General features: G+C 61.7%; 12 protein-coding genes. All 12 read right to left on the reverse strand.

The genetic code is table 11. From position 1 onward, the window contains the following. Positions 1 to 7: 7 nt before the first annotated feature. The 12 genes from ACU0FH_RS07535 to gcvP all read right to left on the reverse strand — a co-directional run bounded on the left by ACU0FH_RS07535 (position 8) and on the right by gcvP (position 12888). Complete coding sequence (locus ACU0FH_RS07535; protein WP_446194045.1) at positions 8 to 766, reverse strand: TIGR02186 family protein; 759 nt, start codon at positions 764 to 766, stop codon at positions 8 to 10. A 3-nt stretch (positions 767 to 769) separates the two neighbouring features. Next, entirely contained in the window at positions 770 to 1702 is a 933-nt protein-coding gene (locus ACU0FH_RS07540; RefSeq protein WP_088634059.1) for a sulfite exporter TauE/SafE family protein, read from the reverse strand. A 114-nt stretch (positions 1703 to 1816) separates the two neighbouring features. Further along, positions 1817 to 2782 (reverse strand): ABC transporter permease, encoded by a 966-nt coding sequence (locus ACU0FH_RS07545; RefSeq protein WP_446194046.1) that lies wholly within the window; start codon positions 2780 to 2782, stop codon positions 1817 to 1819. Next, on the reverse strand, positions 2782 to 3876 hold the full coding sequence (locus tag ACU0FH_RS07550) for an ABC transporter permease (protein ID WP_446194047.1): 1095 nt from the start codon (positions 3874 to 3876) through the stop codon (positions 2782 to 2784). The genes ACU0FH_RS07545 and ACU0FH_RS07550 overlap by 1 nt, the downstream gene beginning before the upstream one ends. 39 nt (positions 3877 to 3915) lie before the next feature. Next, complete coding sequence (locus ACU0FH_RS07555) at positions 3916 to 5472, reverse strand: ABC transporter ATP-binding protein (RefSeq protein ID WP_446194048.1); 1557 nt, start codon at positions 5470 to 5472, stop codon at positions 3916 to 3918. Positions 5473 to 5480: 8 nt separating this feature from the next. Continuing rightward, the gene (locus tag ACU0FH_RS07560; RefSeq protein WP_238371016.1) at positions 5481 to 6476 is read right to left on the reverse strand and encodes a BMP family lipoprotein; all 996 of its coding nucleotides are present in this window, start codon (positions 6474 to 6476) and stop codon (positions 5481 to 5483) included. A 154-nt stretch (positions 6477 to 6630) separates the two neighbouring features. Beyond that, complete coding sequence (locus ACU0FH_RS07565; protein WP_446194049.1) at positions 6631 to 7044, reverse strand: GNAT family N-acetyltransferase; 414 nt, start codon at positions 7042 to 7044, stop codon at positions 6631 to 6633. Further along, on the reverse strand, positions 7044 to 7628 hold the full coding sequence (tsaB, locus tag ACU0FH_RS07570) for a tRNA (adenosine(37)-N6)-threonylcarbamoyltransferase complex dimerization subunit type 1 TsaB (RefSeq protein WP_446194050.1): 585 nt from the start codon (positions 7626 to 7628) through the stop codon (positions 7044 to 7046). The genes ACU0FH_RS07565 and tsaB overlap by 1 nt, the downstream gene beginning before the upstream one ends. Positions 7629 to 7777: 149 nt before the next feature. Beyond that, entirely contained in the window at positions 7778 to 8341 is a 564-nt protein-coding gene (locus ACU0FH_RS07575) for a NifU family protein (protein ID WP_238371019.1), read from the reverse strand. Positions 8342 to 8437: 96 nt separating this feature from the next. Continuing rightward, positions 8438 to 8893, reverse strand: coding sequence for a universal stress protein (locus ACU0FH_RS07580; RefSeq protein ID WP_238371020.1), 456 nt, complete (start codon positions 8891 to 8893; stop codon positions 8438 to 8440). Positions 8894 to 8968: 75 nt separating this feature from the next. Then, positions 8969 to 10018: a hypothetical protein gene (locus tag ACU0FH_RS07585; protein WP_446194051.1), complete on the reverse strand. Its 1050-nt coding sequence runs from the start codon at positions 10016 to 10018 to the stop codon at positions 8969 to 8971. Positions 10019 to 10038: 20 nt separating this feature from the next. Continuing rightward, entirely contained in the window at positions 10039 to 12888 is a 2850-nt protein-coding gene (gene gcvP / locus ACU0FH_RS07590) for an aminomethyl-transferring glycine dehydrogenase (RefSeq protein WP_446194052.1), read from the reverse strand. Positions 12889 to 12900: the final 12 nt, after the last annotated feature.

Genomic DNA, 12900 nt, shown 5'->3' on the forward strand with positions numbered 1-12900 from the left:
CCAAGTCTCAGGAGTTGCGCAGCAGTCTGAAGGCGGCCGAAGCACCCCATCCGGCCAGCACCGCGATGGTGATCGACATGATCCCATACACCATCGGCTGGGCGCGCGAGAGGGCGTAGAGCCAGCGCTCAAGCCCAACCTTCCCGACAAAGATCGTCGCCTCGTAATCCGAAACGACCGCGCCGCCACGGGTCAGGAAAATCCGGGTGGTGTACCCGCCTTCGGTCAGGTTGGCGGGCAGGCGGATCGAAGTGTTGAAAAGCGTCTGCTGGTCGAAAGACACGACGCCTTCCAGCAGTTGATACAACCCGTTCTGCTGCCGGACACGGATCAGCGCATCGGTGAACTTGCTTGAATCGCGGATGTTGTCCGGCGCGCCGACCGACCTGATCGCGCGGGTGGTCGTGATCTTGTGGCGCAGGTCCTCGACTCGCAGGAGCACGTCCTCAAGCGGGCCAGAGGTAGCCACGGCGTAAAAGCTGGGCGCGGCATCGACTTCGACGGCGGCATTGTTGACCCAGATGCCATATCGTTTGTCCTTTCGGCGCACCACGACGGGCGTCGACGGGCCTGCGACGGTTACGATGACTTCCAGCGGTTCCTCGTCCGAGATCGGCACTTCGCGTTTCACAGCGCCAAAGACAAGGATTTCGGAGCCGTCAAAATTCGCCGTGATGTTGATCCGGTCGCGCGACAGACCGAGGACGACACTTTCCGCGGCAGCACCGATCGGAAGAATGAGCAGGATGAGGAGCAGAAACCGCATGGTTCAGCGAGGCTCCAGCGGTGTGAGCGAATAAAGCTCATGCGGTTCGATCAGCAAATCCAGCGCCAGCTTGAAACACACCAGCAGCACCAAGAGCGCCAGCAGAACGCGCAGTTGCTCCGCCTTCATGCGCAGCCCGATCTGGGTGCCAAACTGGGCACCGATCACCCCGCCGATCAGCAGCAAGAGCGCCAGAACCACGTCTACCGTGTAGTTCGTGGTAGCATGCAGCATCGTGGTAAAGGCCGCGACAAAGATGATCTGGAACAGCGACGTTCCGATCACGACCTTGGTGGGCATGCCAAGGATATAGATCATCGCGGGCACCATGATGAACCCGCCGCCCACACCCATGACAGCGGCCAGTACCCCGACGGTCAGGCCTACGAGAAGCGGCGGAATGACCGAGATGTAAAGGCCCGAGGTGCGGAATCGCATCTTGAAGGGCAGGGCGTGCACCCAGTTGTGCTTGTTGCGTTTGGTCGGGGTCGGTCGGCCCGAAGTGGCGGCCTTGCGCGTCTTGCGCAGGGCGTTCAGGCTTTCCACGAACATCAGCGCGCCGACGATCCCAAGGAACAGGACATAGCAGAGCCGGACCATCAGATCGACCTGACCGATGGATTTCAGGTAGTTGAACGCGAAAACGCCAAGCGCAGCCCCGACAAGGCCGCCGCATAAGGTCACCGTCCCCATCTTGAGATCGACTGTCTTTCGCTGGAAATGCGCAAGCACGCCAGAGAAAGACGAGGCGACGATCTGGTTGGCGGATGTCGCAACGGCTACCGCAGGGGGAATGCCGACAAAGAACAAGAGCGGCGTGATCAGGAACCCGCCCCCGACGCCGAACATGCCTGAAAGGATGCCTACAAGACCCCCAAGGCCCAGAAGCAGGAAAGCGTTTACCGATACCTCGGCGATGGGGAGGTAGATTTGCATGGCGTTTCCTAAACCGTCCCCGACTGACAAATCAATCCGGCTGGCTTGAAATTGATCGCCGCCGCGCTTGATCGGGCATACTCGCAATCCCGCCCGTTGGAAACGGGCAGGTTTTTATCGTTCTTTCACGTAGGGTTCGCCGCCCGCGCGGGGTGGGATCGCCTTGCCGACGAAGCCGGCGAGAATCACTACGGTGAGGATATAGGGCAGCGCGTCCATCGCCTGAACCGGGATGACGAAGTCACCGATATGGATGTTCTGATAGCGCAGGGCGACGGCTTGCAGGAAACCGAACAGCAGGCAGGAGAACATCGCATGCCAGGGGCGCCATTTGGCAAAGATCAGGGCTGCCAGCGCGATATAGCCGCGTCCGGCGGTCATGTCCTTGACGAAACCGGCCTGCAAGGCCGTCGCGAGGTAGGCTCCGGCGATACCGCAGAGCAGACCGCAGATCGCAACCGCCGCGTAGCGCATGCCGATTACCGAAATGCCCGCCGTATCGACGGCTGCCGGGTTTTCGCCCACGGCGCGCAGGCGCAGACCGAACCGGGTTCTGAACAAAAGCCACCAAGTCGCCGGCACACAAAGAAACGCGAGGTAGACAAGGATCGAATGGCCCGAGATCAATTCGCTGTAGATGGGGCCAAGAACCGGGACATTTGCCAGCGCGTCGGCAAAGGGCAGGGTGACGGCGTTGAACCGGCCCTGTCCGATCAGCGAAGGCGTTCGACCGCCTTGCTGGAACCAGTCCTGCGCGATCAGCACCGTCATCCCGGCGGCAAGGAAGTTGATCGCCACCCCCGAGATGAGCTGATTGCCCCGGAAGGTGATCGAGGCCAGCCCGTGCAGCGCCGAAAGCACCATTGAGGCGAGCGTCCCGGCCACGAGGCCAAGCCAGACCGACCCCGTGATGGCCGCCGTGGCCGCCGAGAAAAAGGCCGCCGCGAGCATCTTGCCTTCAAGTCCGATGTCGAAGATGCCCGCCCGTTCCGAAAACAGCCCCGCGAGGCAAGCCAGCAGCAGCGGTGTCGCCAGTCGGATCGTCGAATCGAGGATCTGGATGATCGTCAGGAAATCCATCACGACCGTCCTTTCCGATAGCGCAGGAAGAGGCTTTCAAGCGGCATCCGTACCATGTTGTCCAGCGCGCCGGTAAAGAGGATGACCAGCGCCTGAATGACGACGATCAACTCGCGCGGTATCGATGTCCACAGCGCAAGCTCGGCGCCGCCTTGGTAGAGGAACCCGAACAGGATCGCGGCAAGGAAGACACCCAGCGGGTGCGACCGGCCCATCAGCGCCACGGCAATTCCGATAAAGCCTGCACCCTCGGTCGCGTTGAGCACTAGCCGCTCGGCCTCGCCCATCACATTGTTTATCGCCATCAGACCGGCAAGACCGCCGGAAATCAACATGGAAATCATGATGATACGTGTGGGCGAGATACCGGCATACCGCGCGCCCGGTTCGGAGAAACCATAGGCGCGGATCTCATATCCAAGCCGCGTGCGCCAGATCAGCGCCCAGACCAAAATGCAGGCCGCAATCGCCACGAGCAGCGAGAAATTGGCAGGGGCGGCCTTGGAAAACTCGATCCCAAAGGGGGCGAGAATTTCGTGCAGGGTCGGGAGATGTACCGTGGGAGAGAACCGCTCGGTCGCCGGGTCCATCGACCCTTCGGGACGCAACACGTTGACCAGCATGTAGTTCAGCACGGCAGCCGCGATGAAATTGAACATGATCGTGGTGATCACGATATGGCTGCCGCGTTTCGCCTGCAGATAGGCCGGGATCGCCGCCCAAGCCGCACCGAACAGCGCAGCGCCCACCGTGGCCGCGATCAGCGCCAGCGACCAGTGTGGCCATGGAAAGTAGAGACAGGCGAGCGCGACGCCAAGCCCGCCGAGCATTGCCTGACCTTCACCGCCGATGTTGAACATCTTGGCATGGAAGGCGACCGCGACGGCGAGCCCGGTGAACATGAAATTCGTCGCGTAATAAAGCGTATAACCCCAGCCATAGGTCGACCCCAGCGCGCCCTGCACCATGAGTTCGACCGCCGCGACCGGGTCTTCGCCAATGGCAAGGATGACCAGTGCCGACAGGATCGCCGCCAGAAGGAGCGATATGAGAGGGACAAGGACGACTTCGGCCCATTTCGGCATGACATCCATGTCAGAAAGGCCCCCGTTTTACGTTTGGCAGATCGGTATTCACGCCGCTTCTCCTGACATGCCGGCCATCAGCATGCCCAGTTCTTTTTCGTCTGTTTCATTGGGCAAGCGTTCCCCCATGATATGCCCGTCGAACATCACGGCGATCCGGTCCGCAAGCGAAAAGATCTCTTCCAGTTCGACCGAGACCAGCAGGATTGCCTTGCCCTGATCGCGCAGGGCGACGATCTCGTTATGGATGAACTCGATTGCGCCGATGTCGACGCCGCGCGTCGGTTGCCCAACGAGAAGAAGGTCGGGGTTGCGTTCGATCTCACGCGCGACGACGATTTTCTGCTGGTTCCCGCCGGAGAAATTCTTGGCCGTGAGCCAAGGGTCGGGCGGGCGGACGTCGAACTTCTTCATCTTGGCTTCGGTGTCGCGGCGCAGGGCGGTATTGTCCATGAACGGCCCCCGGCGATAGCTCGCATCCAGATGATAGCCAAAGGCCACGTTTTCCCACGCGTGGAAATCCATGATCAGACCTTCGCGCTGGCGGTCCTCGGGCACATGGGCAACGCCCTGCGCCCGCCGCGCGCGGCCGTCGGAATTTGGCCCGTCCAGCGCAAGCGGCGCACCGTTCAGCCGGATCGTTCCTTCGCCCCGCCGCATGCCGCCCAGCACCTCGAGCAGTTCCGACTGTCCGTTACCGGCCACGCCCGCGATGCCAAGAATTTCTCCCGCACGTACGGCCAGGTCGATCCCCTTGAGCCGCTCGACACCCTTTTCGTCGGTCACCTTGAGGTTTTCGATTTCAAGCACAGGCTTGCCGGGCTTGGCCGGTACCTTGTCCACGCGGAGCAGGACCTTGCGCCCCACCATCAATTCGGCCAGTTGCTCGGGGCTGGTTTCCGAGGTCTTGACCGTTGCGGTCATCTCGCCCCGCCGCATCACGCTGACCGTGTCGGTGATATCCATTATCTCGCGCAGCTTGTGGGTGATCAGGATGATGGTCTTTCCTTCGTCGCGCAGCCGCCCGAGGATGCGGAAAAGCTGGTCGGCCTCGGCCGGTGTCAGCACGCCCGTCGGTTCGTCGAGGATCAGAACCTCGGCCTGACGATAAAGCGCCTTGAGGATTTCGACCCGCTGCTGCTTGCCGACGCCGATATCCTGAATAACCGCGTCCGGGTCCACGTTCAGCCCGTATTCCCGCTCAAGCTCGATCAGCGATTTGCGCGCCTTGGCGAGCGAGGGTTTCAGCAGGCCGCCGTCTTCGGCACCAAGAATGATGTTTTCGAGGACGGTAAAATTTTCCACCAGTTTGAAATGCTGAAAGACCATGCCGATACCGGCCGCAATCGCCGCCTGGCTGTCGGGAATTTCAGTCTTTTTTCCGTTGATAAAGATCTCGCCCCGGTCGGCTTTGTAAAAGCCGTAGAGAATGCTCATCAGGGTCGATTTTCCGGCGCCATTTTCGCCGATAATGCCGTGAATGGTGCCGGGCCGCACCGAAATGGAGATGTCCTTGTTGGCCTGCACCGGGCCAAAGGACTTGGAAATGCCCTTCAGTTCAATCGCCGGAGCGGCAGTGTCCTGCCGCTCCGTCTGGTCGTTCATTGCCATGCTCAGAAGCTCAGAGCCGGGCAGCTGTCGTCGGACATGTAGTCGTGAACTTCGATCTCGCCGCTGGCGATCTTTTCAGCGGCTTCATCGATGGCGGACTGCATGTCAGCGCTGACGAGATCCTTGTTGTATTCGTCCATCGCATAGCCGACGCCGCCATTGGCCAGACCCATGACTTCGAAACCGGTTTCCATGTCGGCCCCGTCCGTCAGCGCGTCATAGACCGCGTTGTCGACACGTTTTGTCATCGAGGTCAGAACCTTGCCCGGGTGCAGGTAGTTCTGGTTGCTGTCCACGCCGATCGACAGGATGTCTTCATCGGCTGCGGTCTGCAGTACGCCAACGCCGGTGCCGCCAGCGGCGGCATAGACCACGTCAGCGCCCTGGCTGATCTGCGCCTTGGTCAGCTCGGACCCTTTGACCGGGTCATTCCAGGCGGCAGGGGTCGTACCGGTCATGTTCGAGATTACGGTGGCATCCGGCTTGGCAGCCTTGACGCCCTGCGCATAGCCGCAGGCGAATTTGCGGATCAGCGGAATGTCCATACCGCCGATAAAGCCGACCGTGTCCGACTCAGATGCCATCGCGGCCATCATGCCCACAAGATACGAACCTTCGTGTTCGTTGAAGACGACGGAACGCACGTTCGGTGCCTCGACGACCATGTCGATGATGACGAATTTCGTATCCGGATAATCGGCGGCAACCTGACCCAGCGCATCGGCAAAGGCAAAGCCAACCATCACGATGGGATTGGAGCCGCTTTCGGCAAAGCGACGCAGCGCCTGTTCACGCTGGGCTTCGGATTGCAGTTCGATGTCGCGAAAGCTCTCGCCGGTTTCATCTGCCCAGCGCTGGGCACCGGCAAAGGCGGCTTCGTTGAAGGACTTGTCGAATTTCCCACCCAGATCGTAGATCACCGCGGGCTCGGCCATAGCCGCCCCGGCACAAAGCGCGAGGCCTGCAGCGGCGCCCATCAGGGATTTCATGAGGGTCATAATTGTTCTCCCGGTTTATGTGTTTGGGGCGGCAGGGTTTTGTCGCTCCGCCCGATCCAACATGCGGTCATGCTGAGATAGTTCAAATAAGGACGCAGGCGCGGCGACGGTCAACCGCTTTTTGTCCGCTCCAGCCGGATTCGGCAATCTGCCGTCAGGTCAGGGGCAGGGACATGACTATTGCATCGACAGCCGGTGCATCCGCCCGCGCGTAATAGCCCTTGCGCTGGCCAATCTGCTCGTATCCGCAGCGTGCATAAAGTGCGCGCGCGGGGGTGTTGTCGGCGGCAACTTCGAGGAACGCGCGCGTCGCTCCTTTTTCGGCGCTGATGCTTTGCCATGCCTGCATCAGCTGGTAGCCAATCCCTTGCCTGCGGTGATCGGGATGGGTTGCGATGGTCAGCAACTCGGCCTCGTCGAAAAGCACCCGGGCAAGGGCAAAACCGCGTTCGTCCCCTGTGACCACGGTGCCGGGCTGGTCAAGCAGCACGGCGAATTCCTCGACCGACCACGGCCTGTCCGGCGCATAGGCCGCTCCGTGAACAAGGGCGAGCGTTTCCGGGGTCATCAATCGAGCAGCGCGGGTGGCAGGTCGCGGGACGGAGCCGCATCTGCCGGTCGCAGGTAAAAGGGGGCAGGGGCCGGGCATTCTGCCGGATCGGCCGCAGCGGCGCAGCGCGCGATGGCTGCGGCAAGATCTGGCGGGGGCGGGGGCAGCGTGGCTGGGCCCGCCTGATTTTTTGGCACCAGTTCCGGTGCATGACCTGCGCGGCTCAGATACACCTGGTCGCGTGGGGCAGGCACCGCCGTATCGCCGGGCGTGGTGTTCGCGATGGCGTCGAATGTTGTGATGCCAATCGCCGGCACGCCCAGACCAAGCGCCAGCCCACGCGCCGTTGCAACGGATATGCGGATGCCGGTGAAATTGCCGGGACCGACGCCAACGCCGATCCGGTCGATGTCGGACCATGCCAACCCGGCTTCGGTCAGAACTTCTTCGAGCAGCGGCACCAGACGTTCCGCCTGTCCGCGCGTCATGTCCTCACCCCTCGCGACCACGATCTCCCCATCGCGCAAAACCGCCGCTGCGCAATGACCGGCCGAGGTGTCAAAGGCGAGTGTCGTTTCCGCGTGTTGGGGGGCTGAGGTCATCCGGTCGGGCATCTGCTGCGTTTCAGGTTCGTTCAGCTATGCCGGGCTTGGACCGGGGATGCAATCGCCCGGTGTCACCATTACCATTGTGATAAAGAAAAAGGCGCCCGTCCGGACGCCTTCTCGATGGTGCGAGTGAAGCTGCCGGATCAGACAGCGACGGGGCGGACTTCAGTCACTTCGGGAATATAGTGACGCAGCAGGTTCTCGATCCCCATCTTGAGCGTAAGCGTCGAGGACGGGCAACCGGCGCAGGCCCCTTGCATATGCAGGTAGACCACTCCGCGCTCAAAGCCATGAAAGGTGATGTCGCCACCGTCCTGAGCAACGGCAGGGCGCACGCGGCTGTCGAGCAGTTCCTTGATCTGGCCCACGACTTCCGAATCGTCGCCGGAGTGTTCCGCATGGCCCGACGCCGTCGTCTGGCCTTCGTTCATGACCGGCTGGCCGGACTGGTAATGCTCCATCACAGCGCCAAGGATGGCGGGTTTGATATGGTCCCAGTCGACGCTGTCGGCCTTGGTGACCGTCACGAAATCATTGCCGAAAAAGACACCCTCGACCCCGTCGACCGCGAAAATGCGGCTGGCCAGCGGCGACTTGCCCGCGGACTCGGCGCTTGGAAAATCGGCAGTGCCCATTTCCAGAACGGACTGGCCGGGGAGAAACTTCAGCGTTGCCGGGTTCGGCGTGGATTCGGTCTGAATAAACATCTGATGTGCACCTTTTCTCGGTTGCTTCATATATGCGCTTCCGCGGGCGGATCGTCAAGAATTGGAACGATTCTAATTTCGCCCGGAACGGGAACGTCAGGTAATCGCTTCAAGCTTTTCCTTGGAAAGGTCGCCCGGAACGATCGTGATCGGCACCGGCAGCGACCCGGCCGAGCGCGACATATGCGTCACCAACGGTCCGGGGCCTTTCTTGTCGGTGCCCGCACCGAGCACGACAACGCCGATCTCCGGGTCTTCCCCGATATGCTCGATAATTTGCTGCACCGGATCGCCTTCGCGGATAACCAGCTCGGGGTCGACACCCTGCCGGTCGCGCATCCATTTCGCAAAAACCTCGAAATGGGCATGGATGCGTTCGCGCGCCTCTTCGCGCATGACCTCGCCCACGCCGATCCAGTGGTTGAACTCGTCCGGCGGAATGACCGAGAGCACACTGACGCCGCCCCCGGTATGGGCCGCCCGCATGGCGGCAAAACGCATCGCGTTCAGGCATTCGCGGCTGTCATCGAGAACCACAAGGAACTTGCGCATTTCAGGTCTCCCTTACAGGTGCGGATCATGACCCAAGGGTCGGGCGCGCGCAATAGAATGCTGTGGCAGAGGCTGTCAGCGCGGCAATCTTCGGATCGCCACACGATACAGGGCCAGTCCGGCACGGCCCGCGATGTACAGGAAAATCTGTAGCAATGTCAAATAGATCAGGGCAGCGGCGGCAATGGCCGCATCGGACAGGCGCACAAGGGCGCGGAATACGCGTTGCTTGCCAAGCAAGTCGAACACCGCCGCCGTGCGCGGCCCGGTCACTTCGGAAACCCTTGCGAGACGGCGCGCGTCCGCAGTGTCATCCACATGCCGCATAAGCCGGACTGTATCTGTAACGGAGGTGTTCGCGGCAACCCGCGAGAGGTCGGTGGCGACCTCGCCAAGGCCACTAAGCCGCGCGGTATCCACAACGCGCGAGGCAGGGACGCTGCCGCGCATGTAAGGCAGAATAAGGTCACCGCGCAGGCTGATGTCGCTGAGCCGGGCGAGGGTGCGCATGAAAGAGGGAGTCAGTGTCCCCATGCGCCGGGCAAGCCGCAGGACCGTTGCACCGGCCTTGACGGTTACGCTGCTGCCCCCGGTGACGACGACTGCCGTCGTCGCGCCCAAGCCCACCAAGGCGAGCGACACGTCAAGCTTGTCTACCGGTTCGCCTTCCCAGGCGGCCAGACCGGCACGGCGCAGCGCATTGGCATCGCCCAGCGGTGTCAGTTCAAAGGGAATGGAACAGCTACCCATCAGGGCCAGCGAAGGGCAGCTTTCTATATCGGCCATGCAGAGTGCACAATTCTGTGTGGTCGCCCAGAAACCCGAGGAGTCCGCACGCAACGCCTCGATTTCCTCCTGCTGTTCGCGGAGGGGCACCAGCCCGTGATCCTCTGCCACCAGAACCAGCGTTTCGATCCGGTCAAGATCGCGCGCCTCGAGCGCGTGGCCAAGTTCGGCTGCAAGCCAGTCCGCTGAAACCTGCCGTGCCATCGCCCGTTGCAGACTGCGTTCGATCTGAGCCGGGGCGGCTTCGACAAAGGGCCGGGTGAACGGCGACTGGTTCAGCGACCAGATCAATAGCGCCGTTGACAATAGGAATGGCGAGGCGCGCAGGGCGCCTCGCATCAAGGTCCAGAGGGCGCGGATTACTCGGCCGCCTCGGCATAATCCTCCATCGGCGGGCAAGAGCAGACGAGGTTACGGTCGCCATAGACGTTGTCGACGCGATTGACCGGCGGCCAATATTTATCGACACGGAAGGCACCGGGAGGGAAACAGCCCTGTTCGCGGCTGTAAGGCCGGTCCCAGTCGCGCACGAGGTCTTCCATCGTGTGCGGCGCGTTCTTGAGCGGGTTGTTCTCGCGATCGATCTTTTCTTCCTCGATGGCACGGATTTCCTCGCGGATCGCCAGCATCGCATCGCAGAACCGGTCAAGTTCGGCCTTGGTTTCGCTTTCGGTCGGTTCGATCATCAGCGTGCCCGCGACGGGCCAACTCATGGTCGGGGCGTGGAACCCGCTGTCGACCAGACGTTTCGCGATGTCATCCACCGTGACCCCGGCGCTATCGACAAAGGGTCGGGTGTCGATGATGCACTCATGCGCCACGCGCCCCTGCTTGCCGCGATAAAGCACCTTGTAAGCGCCTTCGAGCCGCTGCGCGATGTAGTTGGCGTTCAGGATCGCGACGCGGGTTGCCTGTGTCAGCCCTTCGCCCCCCATCATCAGCGTGTAGGCCCATGAAATCGGCAGCAGCGAGGGCGAACCATAGGGCGCGGCGGATACCGGGCCTTCGACACCGCCGGTCGAGGGGTGACCGGGCAGGTGCGGCACCAGATGTTCCTTGACGCCGATCGGTCCCATGCCGGGTCCGCCGCCGCCGTGCGGGATACAGAAGGTTTTGTGCAGGTTCAGATGGCTCACGTCGCCGCCCAGATCGCCGGGACGCGACAGACCAACCATCGCGTTCATGTTGGCCCCGTCGATGTAGACCTGACCGCCATGCTCATGGGTGATCTGGCAGACATCGCGCACGGTTTCCTCGAACACGCCATGGGTCGAGGGGTAGGTGATCATGCAGGCGGCAAGCTGATCGGCGTATTTCTCGGCCTTGGCGCGGAAATCGTCGAGGTCGATGTCGCCGTTTTCTGAGGATTTCACCGGCACGACCTTCCAGCCCACCATCTGAGCGCTGGCCGGGTTGGTGCCGTGCGCGCTCGTCGGGATCAGGCAGACGTTGCGGTTGTCGTTCCCTTGCGCCCGGTGCCATGCCGCAATGGTCAGAAGCCCCGCATATTCGCCTTGCGCGCCCGAGTTCGGCTGCATCGAAATCGCGGCGTAACCGGTAATATCGCAGAGCTTGGCCGACAGGTCATCGATCATCATCCGGTAGCCCTGCGCCTGATCGGCCGGGGCAAAAGGGTGTAGGTGGGCAAACTCGGCCCAGCTGATCGGCATCATCTCTGCGGCCGAGTTCAGCTTCATCGTGCAGGACCCCAGCGGGATCATCGCCCGGTCGAGCGCGAGATCGCGATCCGCAAGACGACGCATATAACGCATCATCTCGGTCTCGGCCCGGTTCATGTGGAAAATCGGATGTTCAAGGTAGCCGGACTGACGGATCAGATCTTCGGGCAGGCGGTATTCTGGGCTGAGGTCATCGTCCTTGCGGATGATGCCGAAAGCGCGCCAGACTTTCTCGATCGTCGCGGGGCGGGTGCATTCGTCAAGCGTGATGCCGACACGGGTCTTGCCGACCCGGCGCAGGTTCACGCCTTCACGTTCGGCAGCCTGCAAAACGCCACGCTGAAGCAGGCCCACATCCACGGTGATCGTGTCGAAATAGGTCTTGGGTTCGACCGTAAAGCCGGCCTCTTCCAGACCTCGCACCAGCCGAACGGTCTTGCGATGTACGCGCTGGGCAATCGCACGCAATCCGTCTGGGCCGTGGAAGACCGCGTAGAAACCGGCCATCACCGCAAGAAGCGCCTGCGCGGTGCAGACGTTGGATGTCGCCTTTTCGCGGCGGATATGCTGTTCGCGCGTTTGCAGCGAGAGGCGATAGGCACGGTTGCCATGGCTGTCGACGCTGACCCCGACCAGCCGCCCAGGCATGTTGCGCGCGTATTGCTGTTTGGTGGCCATATAGGCCGCGTGCGGCCCGCCATAGCCCAGCGGCACGCCGAAGCGCTGCGTATTGCCGACAGCGATATCGGCCCCCATCGCGCCCGGCTCTTTCAGCAGGGTCAGCGCAAGGATATCGGCAGACATGATCGCGATGGCATTGGCCTCGTGCAGCGCAGCAATCGGTGCCGAGAAATCCTGCAGATCTCCATAGGTGCCGGGATACTGGAAAATCGCCCCAAATACGGCGGTTGCGTCCATATCCTCGGGCGCACCCACGATGACCTCGATCCCCAGCGGCGCGGCTCGGGTCTGGATCACCGCGATATTCTGCGGATGGCAATTTTCATCGACAAAGAACGCCTTTGATTTCGACTTGGCCACTCGCTGCGCCATCGTCATCGCTTCGGCGCAGGCGGTTGCTTCGTCCAGCAGCGAGGCATTGGCGATTTCAAGCCCGGTCAGGTCGCTGACCATGGTCTGAAAGTTCAGCAGCGCCTCAAGCCGCCCCTGCGAGATTTCCGGCTGATAGGGGGTATAGGCCGTGTACCACGCCGGGTTCTCAAGAATGTTGCGCTGGATCGCGGGCGGTGTAACCGTGCCGTGATACCCCTGACCGATAAGCGAGGTCATCACCTTGTTCTTTTTGGCAGTCTGGCGCATGTGATGCAGCAGCTCACGTTCCGATTTCGGCTTGCCGAAATCCAGCGGTTTTTCCTGCCGGATCGCCTTGGGCACGGTTTCATCGATCAGCTGCTCAAGCGACGCCACACCAAGAGTTTCGAGCATATCGCTCATCTCGGTCGGGGAAGGGCCGATGTGACGGCGGTTGGCGAAATCGTAGGGCAGGTAGTCGATAGGCGCGTAGGCCATGAGAAAGGCTCC

The organism is Heliomarina sp. (assembly GCF_052826185.1).

Coding starts and splice junctions, on each gene's coding strand:
- ACU0FH_RS07535 (WP_446194045.1), bottom strand. CDS start 766: ATGCGGTTTCTGCTCCTCATCCTGCTCATTCTTCCGATCGGTGCTGCC.
- ACU0FH_RS07540 (WP_088634059.1), bottom strand. CDS start 1,702: ATGCAAATCTACCTCCCCATCGCCGAGGTATCGGTAAACGCTTTCCTG.
- ACU0FH_RS07545 (WP_446194046.1), bottom strand. CDS start 2,782: ATGGATTTCCTGACGATCATCCAGATCCTCGATTCGACGATCCGACTG.
- ACU0FH_RS07550 (WP_446194047.1), bottom strand. CDS start 3,876: ATGGATGTCATGCCGAAATGGGCCGAAGTCGTCCTTGTCCCTCTCATA.
- ACU0FH_RS07555 (WP_446194048.1), bottom strand. CDS start 5,472: ATGAACGACCAGACGGAGCGGCAGGACACTGCCGCTCCGGCGATTGAA.
- ACU0FH_RS07560 (WP_238371016.1), bottom strand. CDS start 6,476: ATGACCCTCATGAAATCCCTGATGGGCGCCGCTGCAGGCCTCGCGCTT.
- ACU0FH_RS07565 (WP_446194049.1), bottom strand. CDS start 7,044: ATGACCCCGGAAACGCTCGCCCTTGTTCACGGAGCGGCCTATGCGCCG.
- tsaB (WP_446194050.1), bottom strand. CDS start 7,628: ATGACCTCAGCCCCCCAACACGCGGAAACGACACTCGCCTTTGACACC.
- ACU0FH_RS07575 (WP_238371019.1), bottom strand. CDS start 8,341: ATGTTTATTCAGACCGAATCCACGCCGAACCCGGCAACGCTGAAGTTT.
- ACU0FH_RS07580 (WP_238371020.1), bottom strand. CDS start 8,893: ATGCGCAAGTTCCTTGTGGTTCTCGATGACAGCCGCGAATGCCTGAAC.
- ACU0FH_RS07585 (WP_446194051.1), bottom strand. CDS start 10,018: ATGCGAGGCGCCCTGCGCGCCTCGCCATTCCTATTGTCAACGGCGCTA.
- gcvP (WP_446194052.1), bottom strand. CDS start 12,888: ATGGCCTACGCGCCTATCGACTACCTGCCCTACGATTTCGCCAACCGC.